Genomic DNA, 16,872 nt, shown 5'->3' with positions numbered 1-16,872 from the left:
TGATATTAATACCAATGGTGCAATGTCAACAAATTCAATGGCTGCGGCAGTCCGCTCAGGCCAACAAGTTCTGGCGGCCGCGGCGGTATCGCTCGCGCTCATGCGCTTGCGAACGGCGCGGTCGCAGGCGCGCCCCGCATGTGGTCCGGTTCGCACATCCATCTTCAGCCTGCTAACGCTTCGACTCCAGTGCATCCTTGAGCGGCTGGCGAAAGCCCTGATGGCAAGCCAGGCAGGCGGTCTGCACCCTGGCATAGGCCGCAATCACGGCCTGGCCGTCCTTGCTCTGCGCGGCCGCGCCCATCGCCTGCGCGGCATGGTGGACCTGCTGATCGAGCTCGCGAAACTGGCCGGCCTGGCCGCCAAGCGCGCCGAGTATGCGCAGCTTCTCGGTCACGGGCGGCGCCGCGTGTTCGGCCAGCTTGGGTGCGAGCGCGGCGATGGCGGCCCAGTCCTCGCGCGCGATGGCGTCGGCACCCAGCTGCATCTGGCGGCCCAGCTCCTGCATGATGAGGCGCAGCCCCGGCGTCGCGCTGCCGGCGGCCTCGGCAGCGTGACAATGGCCGGCGCTCAACAGCGCCAGCGCGGCAACAAGAAGGAAAGTGGCTGTTTTCATAGGGATGTCGAGGGGCTGATGGGCAGCTTGCGCCGGCGCTGCAGCCAGGCCTGCAGATCGGCCACATAGCTATAGACCACCGGCACCATCAGCAGACTCATGGCGGTGGAGCTGAACAGGCCGCCGATCACGGTGACGGCCATCGGCTGGCGGAAGCTGGCATCGGCGCCGAAGCCCAGCGCCAGCGGGCTCAGGCCGGCGGCCATGGCCACCGAGGTCATGGTGATGGGCTGGGCGCGTTTGTGGCAGGCATCGAGCAAGGCATTCAGGCGCGTCAGTCCGCGCCGCTCGGCCTCGATCGCGAAGTCCACCACCAGGATGGAGTTCTTGGTCACGATGCCCATCAACATCACCAGGCCGATCAGCGAGGGCAGATTGAGCTGGCCGCGCGTCAGCAGCAGCGCCGCAAAGGCACCGCCCACCGAGAGCGGCACGGCCGAGAGAATCGTCAGCGGCTGGAACCAGTCCTTGAACAGCAGGACCAGCACCGCATAGACGCACAGCAGGCCGGCCAGCATGGCGCCGCGCATGCCATTGAACAGCTCGGCCTGGTTCTCGGCGTCGCCCGAGGCCAGCAGCCGCACCTGCGCCGGCCGCGCGGTCAGGGCCGGCAGGGCCTGGGCCGCTTTCAATGCGTCGCCCAGGGCGGCACCGGCCAGATCGGCGGTCAGCGTGACCTGGCGCTCGCGGTCGAAGCGGTCGATCTGCGAAGGGCCGCTCTCCAGGCCGACGCTGGCGATGCTGCCCAGCGGCACGCTGCCGCCACGCGCCGGCACCGGCAGCGCGGCCAGCGCGGCCAGATCCTTGCGCAGCGCCGGCTCCATCTGCACGCGGATGTCGAGTTGGCGGTCTTCCAGATTGAGCTTGGCCAGCGCGGCGCTGCGGTCACCGGCGAGCGCCACGCGCAGCGTGTCGGCGATCACGGCGCTGCTGACGCCGCGCTCGGCGGCGCGTTCCAGATCGGGGCGCACCACCACATCCTGGCGTTCGCTGCCGCCGCTGGAGCTGACGTTGTGCAGCTGCGGCAGCTCGCGCAGCGCCTGCTCCAGCGCAGCGGCGGTGGCCAGCAGCGCACGCGTGTCGGTGCTCGACAGCACCAGCTCCATCTTCTCGCCCGAGCTGCCACTGCTGAAGGTGAAGCGGGCGCCCGGCACCTCGGCCAGGCGCGCGCGCAGCTGCGCCTCCACCTGGCGTTGCGCGGCACGCTCGCTGCGTTCCGCCAGCACCACGATCAGGCTGGCGCGGCGCACCTCGCCCGCTTCGACGCCGCCGCCCGCGTAGGCAAACACCCGGCGCACGCCCGGTACATCGGCGATCGCGGCGCGCGCGGCTTCGGCGCGTTCCATCGTCTGTGCCAGGCTGGCGCCGGGCGGCAGTTCCATGCTGATGGTGGTGCTGCCGCGATCGGCCGGCGGGATGAAGCCGGTGGGCAGCAGGGGCAGCAAGGCCAGCGAGAGCGCAAAAAAGCCCAGGCCCGCCGCCAGCGTGCGGCCGCGGTGCGCCAGGCACCAGGCGGCCACGCGCAGATAGCCGCGCATCAGCGGCCCGTCGGCCGGCGCGTGGCCCTGGCCGGGCTTGACCAGCCACACCGCCATCATCGGCGTGATCACGCGCGCCACGCCGAAGGACAGGCTCACCGCCACCACAATGGTCCAGCCGAACTGGGTGAACACCAGGCCCGGCACGCCGCCCATGAAGGCGGTGGGCAGAAACACCACCACCAGGGTGGCGGTGGTGGCCGCGACCGCCAGCGCGATCTCGTTGACGGCGTCCTCGGTGGCCTGGCGCGCCGGCTTGCCGGTCTGCATATGGCGGGCGATGTTCTCCACCTCGACGATGGCGTCGTCCACCAGAATGCCCACCACCACGGCGAGCGCGAGCAGGGTGATGGTGTTGAGCGTGTAGCCGGCCCAGTGCATATAGGCGAAGGCCGGAATGATGGACAGCGGCAGCGCGGTGGCGCCGATCACGGTGGCGCGCCAGTCGCGCAGGAACAGCCAGATCACCAGCACCGCCAGCACCGCCCCTTCGAACAACATGTGCATCGAGCCCTGGTACTGCTCCTCGGTGTGCTCGACCGTGCTGTTCACGCGCAGCATGGTGATGTCCGGATACTGGCCTTGCAGCTCGGCCAGCACGGCGCTGATGCCGGCGGCCACGCGCGTTTCGTCAAAGCCCTTGGTGCGCCAGACCTGGAAGCCCAGGGCGGGGCGGCCGTCCAGGCGCGCGCTCTGCGTTGGCTCGGCCACGTCATCGCTGACGCTGGCCACCTGATCCAGGCGCAACCGGCGCCCATCCGACAGCACCAGGGGCATGGCGCGCAGGTCGTCGGCGCTGGCAGCGGCCGCGAGCGTGCGCACGCCCTGCTCGGCACCACCCAGCTGACCACGGCCGCCCGAAGCGTCGCGCTCCATGCGCGCCAGGGCGCGCGACACCTCGGCAGCGCTGGTGCCCTGGCCCGCCAGGCGCAGCCGATCCAGCACCACCCTCACCTCGCGGCGCACACCGCCCAGGCGGGTGAAGTCCGCCACGCCGGGCACGGACTGGATGGCCTTGGCCAGGCGGTCGTCCACCCACCAGGACAGGGCCTCTTCCGAGCGCTGCGAGCTCGCAATCGCATAGCTCAGCATCGCGCCGCCCGGGCCTATGGTCACCTTGCTGACGCGCGGCGCCTCCAGCTCGGCGGGAAGATCGGAGCGGATGCTGTCCACCGCATCCTTGGTATCGGTGAGCGCCTCGTTGAGATTGCGCTCCAGCGCAAAGCTGGCGGTGATCAGCACCCGGCCGTCGTTGATCTGGGTGCGCAGATGGCGCAGGCCGCGCAGCGTGGCCAGGCTGTTCTCGACCTTGCGCGCGACCTCGGTTTCGAGCTGCGCGGGCGCGGCACCGGGCTGGCGCAGTTCCAGCTTGATGGTCGGCAGATCCAGGTCGGGCAGGTCCTGCACGCCCAGGCGCTGAAAGCCGGCCATGCCGGCCAGCGTCAGCAGCGCGAACAGCAGGATGGATGGGATCGGGTTGCGTATCGACCAGGTGGCGAGATTCATGGCTGCCCTTTCGCGGTGGGCTCGGCGGCCGGCTTGGCCGCGAGCGCGCGCACGCGCTCGCCGTCGCGCAGGAAGCCGGCACCTTGCAGCACCACGCGCTCACCCGCGCGCAGGCCCGCGACGATCTCCACCTCGCCGCCCTGCCGGCGGCCGGTCTGCACCGGCCTTGCGTGGGCGCTCTCGCCCTCCAGCACGAACACCAGCGCGCGGCCGTCGCGCAGCAGCAGCGCCTCGGCGGGCAACACCAGCGCGGGTCGGCCTGGCAGCTCGAACTGCCCGGCGGCCAGCATCGAAGCCTTGGCGCTGCTGCCGGGCTGCAGATCCACATAGACCAGGGCCAGGCGATTGCTGGCCTCCAATGCGCCGGCCAACTGCCTGACCTTGCCCTGCGCCTGCTGCCCGTCGGGCAGTTGCAGGCGCACCGCCATGCCGGGTCGCACGCGCGCCAGTTGTTCGGGATTGAGCTCGGCGCGCCACTCCAGTCGATGCTGGCGGATCAGGCGGAACAGCTCGGTGCCGGCGGCCGGCACCTGGCCCAGCAAGGCCGCGCGGGCCGTGATCAGGCCGTCGTCGGGCGCCAGCACGCGGGTGTCGTCCAGCCTGATGCGCAGCGCCTGCACGCCCGCAGCGGCGGCCTGCTGCTGGGCGCGCGCCAGCGCCAGCTGCGTCTGCAGCGCCTGCAGTTCCTGCTCGCTGACCGAGCCGCCGGCGTGCAGGGCCTGGGCGCGCGCGGCCTCGGCGTCGGCCTGCTGCCGGGTCGCGGTGGCACGGGCCAGTTCGGCCTCGGCGCGCTGCAGTTCGGCCCTCAGGGCACGGTCGTCGAAGCGCGCCAGCAGCGCGCCGCGGCGCACCCGCTCACCCACGGCGGCATGCAAGGCCAGCAGGGCCAGGCCCGACGAAGGGCTGGCCACCACGGCCTCCTGCCAGGCCGCGATCACGCCCTGCGCCTGGATCTGGTCGGGCCAGGATTGCTGCTGCTGCACGATGGTCGCCGTCACGGGCGTCACCGGCGTCCCTGCCGCTGCCGGGGCGGCCGCGGCGCTGCCCTGCACCAGGGCAGCCAGACCGGCGCTCAGCAGGGCCACGGCGGCAGCGCGCAGCGGCCCTTGCAAAGTTGAAAGGTAAGTCATGGCGTCGTATTGGCTAGGGGCTGAGCGGCGGCCTTGACCAGGTCGGTCCAGGCCAGGCGCTGGTCTCGTTGTGCGGCCAGCAGAGCCTGGCTGGCCGCGCGGCGCTGGCGGGCCGCCTCTTCCAGCGCCAGGGCGCTGAGGCGGCCGGCGCGAGCGGCGCCCTCGCTGGCGGCCCAGCTGCGCGCCGCGGCGGCATCGCGCTCCTGCATCAAGGCCAGCCGCTGGCCGGCCGCGGCCTGCTGCGCCAGCGCGCTTTCGACCTCGCGCACGGTCTGGCGCAGCGTCTGCTCCAGCGTGGCGTTGGCGCGCTGCAGTCTCGCCTGGGCGCCGGCCACGCGTGCCTGGTCCGCGCCGCCGTCCAGCAGGGGCAGCTTGAGCTGGGCGCCCAGGCTCCAGGGCTGCTGTTCGCTGCCCTGCCCCAGCACGCGCAACCATTGGTGGCTGAGCAGGCCGGCCAGGCTCAGGCTGGGCAGGCGCGCGGCCCGGCTGGACGCGAGCTCATGCTGTGCGGCATCGGCAGCGGCCATGGCGGCGCGCAGCTGCGGGTGCTGCAGCAGCAAGGTCGCTGGCAGGGCCAGCGGCAGGGTCGGCGCAGCGGCACGCGCCGCGGTGTCGGCGTCGAGCAGCGCGTGCAGGTCGGGGCCGTCCAGGCCGCTGAGCGCGCGCAGGCCCTGGCGCCAGACGCGGCACTGCGCCTGCGTCTGCCGCCACAAGGCCAGCGCATCGGCGGCGGCGGCGCGGGCGCGCTGCCATTGCTGTTCGGCAATGGCGCCCAGCTGCAGGCGCTGCTGGTCCATCGCCGCGCTGCGCTGCCATCCCTCGGCATCGGCGCGCTGCAGCTCGGCAGCCGCGCGGCAATGGCGCTCGCGCTCAAGCAGTGTGGCCAGCTCGGTTTGTGCCAGCAGGCGCGCCAGCGCCAGCTCGGCCTGGCGCTGCTGCACGCGCTGCTGCGCCGCGGCCTGCGCCTGGGCCTGGCGGCCCCAGAGGTCGATCTCCCAGCCCAGCTGCAGGCTGGGGCCGGCGCGGCTGACCAGTTGCGGCACGCCGTTCTGCTCCAGCCCGCGCTGTGCGGCCGCAAGCGCCTGCAGCTGCGGCTGGCCCTGTGCCTGCTGCGTGCCCAGCTGCGCCCGCGCCTCGGCCAGCGAGGCCATCGCCTGCTCGACGCTGCCGAAGCGCGCCGTCGCGAGCAGCCGCTCCAGCACCGCATCGTGCAGCGCGGCCCACCAGTCGCCGGCAGGCGGCCCGGCGCTTGGCTCGGCGGCCGGCTGCTCATCTGACTGCTCTTGCCATTGCGTCGCCATGGCAGGCAGGCTGCTTGTGTGCGGCGCCGCCATGTCTGCACAGGCGCCGAGGCTGAGGACGCTCGCCAGCACCAGCAGCCGCCAGGCGCGCCGGGCCGCTCTCATGCCGGACCCGCCGGGTTCAAGAGCCCGCGCAGGTAGAGCGGGAATACCCGCTGGGCCTGCTTGCGCAGATCCGCCACCCGGCCGGACATCAGCGATTGCATCACCAGGCCCTGGATGCAGCCGATGAACAGCGTGGCGGCGGCTTCCTGGTCGAGATCCGGGTCGAACGCGCCCCTCAGCTGCCCATCGGCCAGCACCCGCATCAGCCGCGCCCGGTAGCCCTGCATCAGCGTCTGCACCATGCGCCTGGCCGTGCTGTCGCCCTGGCGCTGCAGCTCGCCGAACAACAACCTGGGGGCACCCGGGTGCTTGGACACAAAGGCGATATGCACCATGAACACCGCCTCCAGCGCCGCAGCCGGGCCGTGCGCGGCGGCCAGGGCCTCGTCCACCCGCGCCAGCAGCCGCTCGCTGACCCAGCCGACCACGGCCTGCAGGATGGCGTCCTTGCTGCTGAAGTGGCGGAACAAGGCGCCCTGCGTCACGCCCATGCGCGCGGCGATGGCGGCGGTGGTGATGTCGTTCGGGTTCTGTTCGGCCGCCAGTTCGATCACGGTCTCGACCGTCAGTTCGCGGCGCTCCTCGGCAGGGAGGATGCTGCCGCCGGCAGCGGGCTTGGGAGGCATGTTGGAAGTCCGTCTGGCAAGTAATTGATTACTATCTTGCCAGCGACTCCGCAAACCCTGCAAGTCGAAGGGCTATGCGGCTGGACCCATCGCCTGGAAGAAGCTCTCAGGCATCTGCACCGCCGTGACCTCGCCGCGCGCCGTCACCACGCCCTCGGCCAGCACCCAGGACTCGACGATCACCTTGCGGCCCTGGATGGCCTTGACGCGGCCGCGTATCTCCAGCGGGCCGGCGATCGACGTGGGCTTGAGGTAGTCCACATGCAGCGAGCCGGTGACGAAACGGAAGGCCGGCAGCGTGTCCATCTCGCGCCCTTCGGCCCGGTACATGGCGGCAGCCGCCGTGCCTGTGCTGTGACAGTCGATCAGCGAGGCGATCAGGCCACCATAGACGTAACCCGGCACCGCGGTGTGGAAGGGCTCGGGCTGGTAGCGGGTGACGCTCTCCTCGCCATCCCAATGCGTCTTGATCTGGTGGCCATGGCCGTTGAGCCGCCCGCAGCCGTAGCAATGCGCGACGTTGTCGGGGTAGTTGTCCTGAAAAGCGCTTTTTCTCTCACTCATGGGTTTGCTCCGGCGTTCTGGTGGGTGTCGGGATGGCGTGCGCGCCAGGCCCGCAAGGCCTGGCGGTAGGCGTCCATCGCCAGCTCATGCAGTTCGAAGATACAGGGCTCGCAGCCATTGCCGCAGCAGGCCTCGAGGTCCGGCTGCGGCGGTGGCGTGGGCATGGGGTCGGGTGCGGCGTCGCTCATGTCAGGGCGCGCCGCGCTGCACCCGCGAGCCCATCTCGGTGATGCCGCGCCGGCCGTCGGCCAGCGGCGCTGTGGCCAGGCCCAGCTCCTGGAAGCGCTGCTGCATGGCCTCGCTGACGACGCGGCCGCCGAACACCTGCGGGATGAACCAGAGGTCGGCAACCTCGGCCGGGGTGAGCTGGGCGCGGATTTCGGATGCGGTCTTGGCGGTCATGGCACGGACTTTAGCGCCACGAGCACCTCCGCTCGGCGCGCGGAACCGCCAAACCACTGTCGGAAATCCTTACACTGGCCCGCATCGCGCCTCGGCAAAGTTCGGAAATATGTTGCCAGGCAAACACTTGCAAGCGCTGGCGCGATTCCTGCATACGTATCGGCCAGAAGGTCCATACGGCGTTGATTTGTCAAGGCCTGGATCGCCGGGCTCCATGCCCAAGAGTTCACTTTGGGAGCATCGATGATGTTCATCACGAACGCCAAGACGCACGCAGCAGTCCCGTTCGGGCTTGCGGTCATGTTGACACTCGCACCAGCCGTCGCGCTGGCCCTGCCGACGATCAACCTGACCAATGCCGACTACAACGGCACCGCTTGGTCCACCACGGGGACGATCACCAACAGCTTCGGCACCGTCACCTTCCAGCGCGACACCACCCAACCGGCCGGAACCGGCGTCTTCAACCCCTTCCTGAGGCTGGATGTGAAGGGCAATCTGGGTGAAGAACAGGGCTACAACACCAGCGCCACCATCACCACAGGCAGCGGCAACAACCAGACCACCCGCAAGGTTCTCGACAATATGTCGCCGGTGAACTGGACGCACGATGTGCTGATCAGTTCGCTCCAGTTGACCGCGGATGGGCTCAACTACCAGTTCAAGCTGGATATCAACGAGCCCGGCAGCGACAAGGCGTCCCTGCTCTCGCTGGACGGCTTGAAGCTCTACTCGACGTCGCTCCCCAGCCAGAGCGGCGAGGCCTTGACCAACAAGGGCGATATCGTCGACGGTGTCGGCGGCATCGTCGGCACCAAGCTGTGGGATATGGATGCGGCCGCCAACAACGGCAACGGCACCGTGGACCGCTCCGTGTTGCTCGATGCAACGACCTCCGGTGGACCTGGCAGCGGCGTGGCCGACATGCTGATGCTGGTGGACCGCAAGATCATCGATCAGCGCGTCAGCCAAGGCGAGCAGTACCTGGTGCTGTGGTCGCGGTTTGGACTGGATCAGGGCGCGAAGGCGAATACGGCGCTGACCACCGCCGACGCCGGCTTCGAGGAATGGTCCTTCAGCGCCAAGTCCGGCACCGTCATCAACCCGCCCCCACCGCCGCCCGGCGTGCCCGCACCGGGCACGATCTCGCTGGCCATGTTGGCGCTGATCGTGCTAGGGCGGCAGTACCGCACGCGCAGGAATCCGGTCAGCGCCGCCTGACCCTGGCAGCCATCTCGACAGACCCCGCCGCGCGGGGTCTGCTTCTTTTGTGCCGCAGCTTCTGCTGTCGATGCGACGGCTGAGGCTATCATTTGCCGGGTCAGGAAAGCGGGCGCAGCGCAGCCCCTTGTCTGCCGTTCCATCCATCAACCCAGGCCTGGCGACATGCGCTCTCGAATGAGTTGCCTCACCCCCGCGCCGCGCAGCATGCGGTGGAACGCGTTTCTGCTTGCCGTTTGCTGCGGCAGCATCGCCCTGAGCGGCTGCGACAAAAGCCCCGCGCCGGCCAAGGCACCGGCCGAAAAGGTCTCAGCCGACAAGCTTCGCTTCAACACCAAGCTCATCGAGCTCAAGAACCGGCTGCAAAAAGACCCCTACTCGGCTGACGCGCGCTTCGGCATCGGTCTGCTGCTGATCCAGCAGGCCGACCTGCGCGGAGGTGAACGCGAGCTCAGCACCGCGCTGGAGCTCGGCATGGACCCGAACGTGGTGCTTCCGCCGCTGGCGCGGGTCTGGAACCAGCTCGGGCGTGCTAAGGATCTGATTGCGGCGCATGCCAATACCCAGCTAAGCCAGGCCGGCGCATCGGCCGAACTGAAGGCGGCGCTGGCCTCCGCATACGCCAGTACGGGAGACAGCGCCAAGGCGCGCGCCATGGCCGCGGCGGCCCTGAAAGACGACCCAAAGTCGGCACGCGCACGCGCCCTGCAGGCCCAGATCGCCCTGGCAGACAAGCGCGTCGTCGATGCCACGCGCATCGTCGAGGAAACCCTGGCCATCCACCCCGATGCGGCCGAACTCTGGGAGCTGAAGGCCGACATCCTGCTGCTGGTCAAGAATGACGCACAGGCCGCCACCGTCGCCTATGACAAGGCCCTGAGCGTCGAGCCCTGGAACCTGCCCGTCCATTCCAAGCTGGTCAGCATGGCCATCGCCGCCAACGATCTGGCAACGGCGCAGGCACGCCTGGCCAAACTGACCGAGCTGGCACCGGGCTCGCTCCCGGTCCGATACCTCAGCGCACGCCTGGCGCATGCGCGGGGCGATCTGAATGCCGCTCAGGACCAGATCAAGATCGCCCTGTCCGAACACCCCAAGGACCTGCGCAGCCTGCTGTTCTCCGCAGAGTTGGACTTGCAGGCAGGCTCGTTGCGCTCTGCCGAGGAATCGCTCTCGAATGCCCTGGTCATCGCTCCGCGGCTGGCGCGCACCCGGCACCTGGCGGCACAGGTATATCTGAGGCTGGGCGCCCCCGCGAAGGCGCAACTCATCCTCGAGCCGCTGTTGCGCTATGACAGCAGCGATGCCGTCGCGCTCGGACTGTCGGCCGAGGCCGCGCTGCAGTCGGGTCTCACGCATGTGGCCACCCAGCTCTTTGAGCGCGCCGCCGCCGCCGATCCTGGCAATCCGCGCTACCGCGCCACCCTGGCCATGGCCCGGATTGCCAAGGGCGAGGCCGAAGCCGGCTTCGGCGAGTTGGAATCGGCCGCGGCGATCGACCCAAGCACCTATTCCGACATGGCCCTGCTGTCGGCGCGCCTGCGCGCGGGCAACGTGAAGCAGGCATCCATCGTTGCCGAACGCATTGCGAGCAAGCAGCCCAGGCGCGCCCTGCCGCAATGGACGCTGGGACAGCTCAAGCGCGGCGCCGGCAAGCTCGACGAGGCGCGCGCGCACTACGAGCGCGCGCTGCAACTCGAAAAGGCCTTTGTGCCGGCCGCCGTTGCACTGGCCGAAATGGACCTGGATGCCCAGGACGCCGTCAAGGCGCGGCAGCGCTTCGAAGGCGTGCTGGCGCAGAGCCCCAACAATCTGGACGCCTTGCTGGCCCTGGCCGAAATCCAGCACCGCAGCGGCGGCGCGAGCAAGAGCGTGACGGCCCAGCTGGAAAATGCCGTGCGACTGCACCCGGGGCAAGCGCGTGCCCGCCTTGCCCTGATCGATCATCTGATTCGGTCGGGTGAGGGCGAACCCGCCATGGTCGCGGCGCAAAGCGCGGCGGTGGACTTTCCCTACGATTTGAAGATGGTCGATGCGCTGGGTCGCGCCCAGCTCGCGGCAGGGCAGACCGCGCAAGCGCTGGCAACCATTCGCCAGCTGGTGACCGCGCTGCCGCGCGCGCCGGAGCCACTGCTGCGCATGGCCGACATCTATGTCCGGCGTGGCGAACCGGACGCGGCGATCAGCTCGCTCAAGGATGCGCTCAGGCTGGAACCCACGCTGCTCGCGGCGCGCGTCAAGCTGACGGAGATCGCTACGGCCAAGCAGGATTGGCGCGAGGCCTTGCGCGCGGCACGCGAGGTCCAGGAGCGTTTCCCCAAGGATGCCCGCGGCTTTCACCTGGAGGGTCTGGTATACGCCGCGCAAAAGAAGTGGGAGCAGGCGCTCGGCGCGTTCCGCAATGCCCAGCGACTGGCGGAGTCTTCCGAGCTAACACTGCAGATACACACCGCCCTGCGCGCCAGCGGCAAGAGCGAGGAGGCCAAGCGCCTGGTCAGCGACTGGTTGGCCAAGCACCCACGCGACCCCTACTTCATCGGCTATCTGGGCGAGCTGGCCCTGCTGAACCGGGAGTTCGCGGTGGCGGAAGAGCATTTCGGCGCCATCCTGAAAATCGATCCTCGCAATGTGAACGCGATGAACAACCTGGCCTGGGCGCTGATCGAGCAGTCCAAGCCTGGCGCGGTGGCATTGGCGCGCCAGGCCATCGCCCTGCAGCCGGCGCGCATCGACGTGCAGGACACGCTGTCGATGGCCTTGGCGAGTGAAAACCAGCTCGGCGCCGCCCTGCAGAACCAGAAGAAGCTGGTCGCCAAGGCGCCCGACACCCCCGATCTGCGCCTCAACCTGGCTCGCCTGGCCATCAGGTCCAAGGACTTCGCGCTCGCCCGGGCGCAGCTGGACAGGCTGTCGGCGCTCGGCAAGTCCTACCCGGCACAGGCAGAGGTCTGGAAACTCAGGCAGCAACTGCCCTGAGTTCGGAGCTCAGGCCGACGCTGCGCCGCGCATGGCCACAGCGTCCGCAGAATGAAACCCGCTGTACCTCTGGCTGCCCATAATGCGCGCCAACACCGAGGAACAGACAGCATGCCCGAACTGAACGAACGCAGCAGCATCACCCCCGCCTTGCTGCTGGCGCGGCTGGAGGCCATTGCCGCTGCGCTGCGCGACAGCGGCGCGGCGCTGGGCCTGCTGGGCCTGGGCTCGGTGGGGCTGGAGCGCGGCCGCCTGGATGCCTATTCGGACCTGGACTTCTTCGCCATCGTCGCGCCCGGCCACAAGGCGCGCTATATCGAGCGGCTCGACTGGCTGGCCGCGGCCCATCCGCTGGCCTGGCATTTCCAGAACACCGCGGACGGCCACAAGGCCTTGATGGCCGACGGGGTGTTCTGCGAATTCGCGGTGTTCGAAGCGCATGAGCTGGCGCATATCCCCTACGCCAGCGGGCAATGGGTCTGGCGCAGCGAAGCGCTCGACCCCGCGTTGGCGCATCCGAGCCTGCCCATGCCCGCCGCGCGCCTGCCGGACGAACGCTGGATCGTTGGCGAGGCGCTTAGCTGCCTGTTCGTCGGCCTGCAGCGCTGGCAGCGCGGGGAAAAACTCTCGGCCGCACGCTTTGTGCAAGGCCACGCGCTCGACCGGCTGATCGAGCTCGATGCCTTGCGTGCCCAAACCAACGGGCATGCAGACCTCGACGTGCCGGCCGACCCCTTCAACCGCGAGCGCCGGCTGGAGCGCCGCCAGCCCGGGCTGGCGCAGGAGCTGCCCGCACTGATGCCAGGTTATGCCGCCACGCCGGCGGCGGCCATCGCGCTGCTGGCCGCGCTGGAGCGGCGCGGCGCGCTGCTGGACGCCTGCATCAAGGCGCAAATCCTGGCGCTGGCGGCAGCCTAATGGGCCGGCACAGGGCCGGCACAGGGCCGGCGTTCCAAGGCCTGCAGCCTTTCATTCAAGAATTGGCACGGTCCCCGCCACACAAGCCGGGGCCACAAGCACCATGACAAGGACATGGGGATGGCTCTCGGCCTCCAAGTCGCGAAAACCAAGCGAGCGATAGACGGCAATTGCCGGCAAATTGTCGCTGCGCACACGCAAATAGACCTCACGGTCGGTGGCAAGCGCCAAAGCCTTGGCGAGCAACAGCGCGCACAGCTGTTTTCCGTGGCCTCTGCCGCGCAGGCCAGGATCAATCAGGATGCGAACCAGATTGCTTCTCCCATTGGGGGACTGCCAAATCTGCCCAAAGCCAATGACCGGGGCATCCTCGCCCTCGCTCATGGCAAAGCTGCTATGCCCGGGCAGGCCGAGGATGTCCGAAAACTCCTCGCTGCGCAGCACACTGCCCTTTCTCAGCCCCGACCATTGCTCGGCAATGGCCCATGCGCATACGCAACCGTATTCATCCGGGGTCAGCGCGCGAAGTGACGCCAACTTGTGCCCTGCTGCTGGGTAGGGGCGGATATGCATGCGGTGCTCGGCCGTATCTGAGGTTCGGGGCATAGAAATGGTCTGGCAAGCGCTCAGATCTTCTCAAGACCAGTCTCGCCGCCAAAGCGCGGCAGCGCGTCACCGATCTCGTGCCAGGCCGCCCGGTGGTCCGCAAAATAGTGCGCCGTCGGCGCAGCGCCCAGTTCACCCTGGAACAGGCCGGCAGGCACGCCCAGGATGCCGGGCATGCGCCGGTCTTCGGTGCAGACATGGCTGCCACAGTGCCGGCAGAAGTGACGGCGCCCGTTGGGCGTGGGCTCGAACTGGGCCAGGTTCTCGCGACCATCAAGCACCACATCCTCGCGCGCCAGGCTCACCCAGGTCGTGAAGGCCGCGCCGCTGAGCCGGCGGCATTGGCCGCAGTGGCAATGAATCACACCCTTGGGCGGCGAGGCGCTGCGCAGGCTCACCGCGCCGCAATAGCAAGCGCCCGCGCAGGCCGCCGGCGCCTCCAAGGCATAGCGCAGCTCGGTGCAGGGCTCGCCCTTGAACAGGGTCTGCTCGCTGGCGAGCAAGCGCATCCCCAGGCGTTCCAGCAGCCGCATGGATGCGTGGTTGCGCGCATCGGTGATGCCGACGACGCGCCGCAGCCCGGCACGCTTGAACAGCTGCGCGATCAGGGCCCGCAAGGCTTCGCCGGCCAGGCCCTGGCCCTGCGCCTCGCGGCTCAGGGTGAAGCCGATCTCGGCCTCGCCGCCGGCATGCAGGCACAGGCCGATATCACCCAGCAGACCGTCGTCGGCACGCCGCGCAATCGCGATCTGCAGCCAGGCACCCTCCACCCAAGCCGGCGCCACCGCCATCTCCGCGATGAAGGCCCGGGCCTGCTCGGTGCTCATCGCGCTCCAGCCCTGGTAGCGCGCCAGCTCGGGGTCGGCGCGGTAGCCGCTGAAGCGGGCCAGATCGGCGGGCTGCAGGCGGCGCAGGCGCAGGCGTTCGGTATCGATGGGCAGGAATTCAGCCATGCCGCTCACTGTTCCTTCCTGACCCGCGCGGCTTCGCGCTCCACCGCACGCACCCGCTCCATGCAGGCGCGGTAGGCGCCGCTGTCGGCGAGCTGCTGACAGGCGTCTTTTTCACGGCCGATCTTGTTGTCGTAGGCAATCTCTCCCACGGCGCTGCAGCCCGACAGGGCCAGCAGGATCAGGGCGGCGATGATGGTTTGTGCTTGTGTCATGAGTTGCGGGCGCTGGCGGCAGGAGGCCACAAGATAGCAGCTGACGCCGCCTGGGCCCGTTCGTCACGCGCGCCAGCCCCGGCTTCGGTCATGCCGGCTGGGCGTCCTGGATGCGCCGCATCGGCGTGCAGGCCAGGCCCAGGGCCACGATCAGCAGCAGGGCCAGGCCGCTGGCGCTGAACAGCGCCGCCAGGCCCAGCAGTTGGAGCGCCGCGCCGGCCGCCGCCGCGGCCAGCGGCGTGATGCCCATGAAGATGAACATGAACAGGCTCATGGCGCGGCCCAGCATGGCCGGCGGGATGCGCTGCTGCATCCAGCTGTAGACGGCCACCTGCACGAAGCCGCCCATGGCGCCCAGCGGCAGCAGCAGGGCCAGGCCTTGCCAGGTGGCGTGGATATGGCCAAAGGGCAGAAAGGCCAGGCCCGCCAGGGCGTCGATCGCCAGCACCGTGCCGCCCAGCGTGCCCAGGCGTTTGCCCTTGAACAGGCCCGAGAGCGCCATGCCCAGCAGCGCGCCCGCGCCATGGCCGGCCAGCAGCAGGCCCAGCGAGCCGGCGCCGCCGGCCAACTGCGTCTGCGCCAGCACCGGCAGGGCCACTTGGATGGGGCCGCCCACGAAGAAGCCGATGGCGGCAAAGTACAGGCACAGGGTGCGCAGTTCGACGTCGCGCCAGCAAAAGCGCAGCGCCTCGGCAATCGCCGCCAGCACCGAGCCGGTGCCAGGTCTTGCCTGGGCCTGCAGCCTCACCTGGGCCAGCGTCCAGGCCGAGATGACAAAGCTCAGCGCATCGAAGCCGAAGGCCAGCGCCAGGCCGCGTGCATCCTTGATGTGCTGCTGCGCGCCCGGCTCGGCCAGCAGCATGATCAAGCCACCGGCCAGTGCCGGCCCCAGCAGCACGCTCAGCTGGCGCAGCGCCATCAGCGTGCCGTTGGCGGCCTGCAAGGCCTCGGCCGGCAGGGCCTGGGGCAGGATGGAGCTGCCGGCCGGATAGCTGAAGGCGGTGGCCAAGCCTATGCCCAGCGCCAGGCCATAGACCATCCACAGCTGCAGCGTGGCGCTCCACACCAGCAGGGCCAGCAGGCCCACCAGGGCGCCGTTGATCAGCTTGGTGAGCAGCAGCACGCGCTGCGGCGAGTAGCGGTCGACGATGGCGCCGCCCACCAGGATGAAGACGGCACGCGGCACGCCCATCACCGCCAGCACCGTGCCCAGCACCAGGGCGTCGCCGCTGAGCTGCAGCACCAGCCAGGGCAAGGCGATGAGGGTGAACTGATCGCCCAGCATGGAGAGCAGGCCGCCGCCCAGCAGCCAGCGGAAGTTGGCGTTGGCAAAGAGCTTGTGTCGGGTCGTTGTCATGGGTTCTTCTCGTCTTGCGAGGCGATGGCCTGGCGCAGATAGGCAATCATTGCCGGCGTGACGCCGGTCTCGCGCTGCAGGCCTGCTTCCTTTTCATACATGGCCTGCACCTTGGCCCGGAGTTGGCCCTGCTCGCCGACGAACTGCTGGGCCAGCGCGCGCCAGCGCAGTGCCAGGTCCAGCACCGCCGGGCTCGCGGCGGGTACGCCGGCGTCCATGCTGGCCTGCACCTCGCGGATCAAGTTGTGCCAGGCCAGCTCAATATCGCGCACCCTTGCCTCGCCCATCGCGGCGCGGCGCTTGGACAGCGCCTGCAGCTCTTGCTCGCTGAAGTACTGCTCGAACAGCCGCATCAGGCTCATCACCGTGAGCAGGTGTTCGCTGAGCCCGCCCTCGCCCTGCTCGCTCGCATGCGCCCGCGCCGCCACCGTCTTGAGCGCCTTGAGCAGGCGCTGCTGGCGCTGCAGCTGCAGCTCCACCTCGGCGATCTGGCGCTCCAGCACCTCGCGCAGCGGCGGGTTCTCCTGCTGCAGCAGCGCTGCGATGTCCTTGAGCGCCAGGCCCGAATGCCGCAGCGCCAGCACGCGGTGCAGGCGCTGCACATCGGCCTCGTTGTAGAGCCGGTAGCCGGCCTCGCTGCGCCCCGAGGGCAGCAGCAGGCCGAGCTTTTCATAGTGATGCAGGGCGCGCACGGTGAGCCCGGCACGCTTGGCGAGTTCGCCGACGGTGTATTCCATGGCTCGCATCATCGAGCCTCACGTTGGGTGAGGGTCAAGCACCTTGTTGTCGTACCGGGCTTGAGGCACCATGGCCCCGTCACCCTGGGTGAGGCCATGAAGGG

At 69.5% G+C, this 16,872-nt stretch carries 16 protein-coding genes; 3 read left to right on the top strand and 13 right to left on the bottom strand.

Going from position 1 to position 16,872, the window contains the following annotated elements:
* Window positions 1-172: 172 nt before the first annotated feature.
* The 8 genes from WG898_RS11130 to WG898_RS11095 all read right to left on the bottom strand — a co-directional run bounded on the left by WG898_RS11130 (window position 173) and on the right by WG898_RS11095 (window position 7,788).
* A complete protein-coding gene (locus tag WG898_RS11130) occupies window positions 173-616 on the bottom strand; it encodes a cytochrome c (RefSeq protein WP_339602857.1) in 444 nt (147 codons plus the stop codon).
* Complete coding sequence (locus WG898_RS11125) at window positions 613-3,660, bottom strand: efflux RND transporter permease subunit (protein ID WP_339602856.1); 3,048 nt, start codon at window positions 3,658-3,660, stop codon at window positions 613-615. The genes WG898_RS11130 and WG898_RS11125 overlap by 4 nt, the downstream gene beginning before the upstream one ends.
* Complete coding sequence (locus WG898_RS11120; protein ID WP_339602855.1) at window positions 3,657-4,790, bottom strand: efflux RND transporter periplasmic adaptor subunit; 1,134 nt, start codon at window positions 4,788-4,790, stop codon at window positions 3,657-3,659. The genes WG898_RS11125 and WG898_RS11120 overlap by 4 nt, the downstream gene beginning before the upstream one ends.
* The gene (locus tag WG898_RS11115) at window positions 4,787-6,196 is read right to left on the bottom strand and encodes a TolC family protein (protein ID WP_339602854.1); all 1,410 of its coding nucleotides are present in this window, start codon (window positions 6,194-6,196) and stop codon (window positions 4,787-4,789) included. Before WG898_RS11115 ends, WG898_RS11120 begins: the two co-directional genes overlap by 4 nt.
* On the bottom strand, window positions 6,193-6,822 hold the full coding sequence (locus WG898_RS11110) for a TetR/AcrR family transcriptional regulator (RefSeq protein WP_339602853.1): 630 nt from the start codon (window positions 6,820-6,822) through the stop codon (window positions 6,193-6,195). The genes WG898_RS11115 and WG898_RS11110 overlap by 4 nt, the downstream gene beginning before the upstream one ends.
* Before the next feature lie 72 nt (window positions 6,823-6,894).
* Window positions 6,895-7,386: a PaaI family thioesterase gene (locus WG898_RS11105; protein ID WP_339602852.1), complete on the bottom strand. Its 492-nt coding sequence runs from the start codon at window positions 7,384-7,386 to the stop codon at window positions 6,895-6,897.
* Entirely contained in the window at window positions 7,383-7,574 is a 192-nt protein-coding gene (locus WG898_RS11100) for an oxidoreductase-like domain-containing protein (RefSeq protein ID WP_339602851.1), read from the bottom strand. Before WG898_RS11100 ends, WG898_RS11105 begins: the two co-directional genes overlap by 4 nt.
* A 1-nt stretch (window position 7,575) precedes the next feature.
* A complete protein-coding gene (locus WG898_RS11095; RefSeq protein WP_339602850.1) occupies window positions 7,576-7,788 on the bottom strand; it encodes a hypothetical protein in 213 nt (70 codons plus the stop codon).
* Window positions 7,789-8,031: 243 nt separating this feature from the next.
* Here WG898_RS11095 and WG898_RS11090 point away from each other — a divergent pair, with 243 nt between their 5' ends.
* The 3 genes from WG898_RS11090 to WG898_RS11080 all read left to right on the top strand — a co-directional run bounded on the left by WG898_RS11090 (window position 8,032) and on the right by WG898_RS11080 (window position 12,903).
* Window positions 8,032-9,009: a hypothetical protein gene (locus tag WG898_RS11090; RefSeq protein WP_339602849.1), complete on the top strand. Its 978-nt coding sequence runs from the start codon at window positions 8,032-8,034 to the stop codon at window positions 9,007-9,009.
* A 177-nt stretch (window positions 9,010-9,186) separates the two neighbouring features.
* Window positions 9,187-11,985, top strand: coding sequence for an XrtA/PEP-CTERM system TPR-repeat protein PrsT (gene prsT, locus WG898_RS11085; protein WP_339602848.1), 2,799 nt, complete (start codon window positions 9,187-9,189; stop codon window positions 11,983-11,985).
* Between the two features lie 111 nt (window positions 11,986-12,096).
* Window positions 12,097-12,903: a hypothetical protein gene (locus WG898_RS11080; protein WP_339602847.1), complete on the top strand. Its 807-nt coding sequence runs from the start codon at window positions 12,097-12,099 to the stop codon at window positions 12,901-12,903.
* Window positions 12,904-12,954: 51 nt separating this feature from the next.
* Here the strand turns inward: WG898_RS11080 and WG898_RS11075 are convergent, their stop codons facing one another.
* The 5 genes from WG898_RS11075 to WG898_RS11055 form a co-directional block, all read right to left on the bottom strand.
* Window positions 12,955-13,476 carry a GNAT family N-acetyltransferase gene (locus WG898_RS11075; protein ID WP_339602846.1) on the bottom strand — a complete coding sequence of 174 codons (522 nt, stop codon included), beginning with the start codon at window positions 13,474-13,476 and terminating at the stop codon, window positions 12,955-12,957.
* A 53-nt stretch (window positions 13,477-13,529) separates the two neighbouring features.
* Window positions 13,530-14,462, bottom strand: coding sequence for a GNAT family N-acetyltransferase (locus tag WG898_RS11070; RefSeq protein WP_339602845.1), 933 nt, complete (start codon window positions 14,460-14,462; stop codon window positions 13,530-13,532).
* 5 nt (window positions 14,463-14,467) lie between these two features.
* Complete coding sequence (locus WG898_RS11065) at window positions 14,468-14,674, bottom strand: hypothetical protein (protein ID WP_339602844.1); 207 nt, start codon at window positions 14,672-14,674, stop codon at window positions 14,468-14,470.
* Between the two features lie 88 nt (window positions 14,675-14,762).
* On the bottom strand, window positions 14,763-16,031 hold the full coding sequence (locus WG898_RS11060) for an MFS transporter (protein ID WP_339602843.1): 1,269 nt from the start codon (window positions 16,029-16,031) through the stop codon (window positions 14,763-14,765).
* Complete coding sequence (locus WG898_RS11055) at window positions 16,028-16,768, bottom strand: MerR family transcriptional regulator (protein WP_339602842.1); 741 nt, start codon at window positions 16,766-16,768, stop codon at window positions 16,028-16,030. Before WG898_RS11055 ends, WG898_RS11060 begins: the two co-directional genes overlap by 4 nt.
* Between the last annotated feature and the right edge of the window lie 104 nt (window positions 16,769-16,872).

It is taken from the genome of Paucibacter soli (assembly GCF_037482845.1).
Taxonomy (GTDB): Bacteria; Pseudomonadota; Gammaproteobacteria; order Burkholderiales; family Burkholderiaceae_C; genus Paucibacter_B; species Paucibacter_B soli.
The sequence above is the reverse complement of the archived record's forward strand: the minus strand, read 5'-3'. Positions and strand labels throughout refer to the sequence as shown.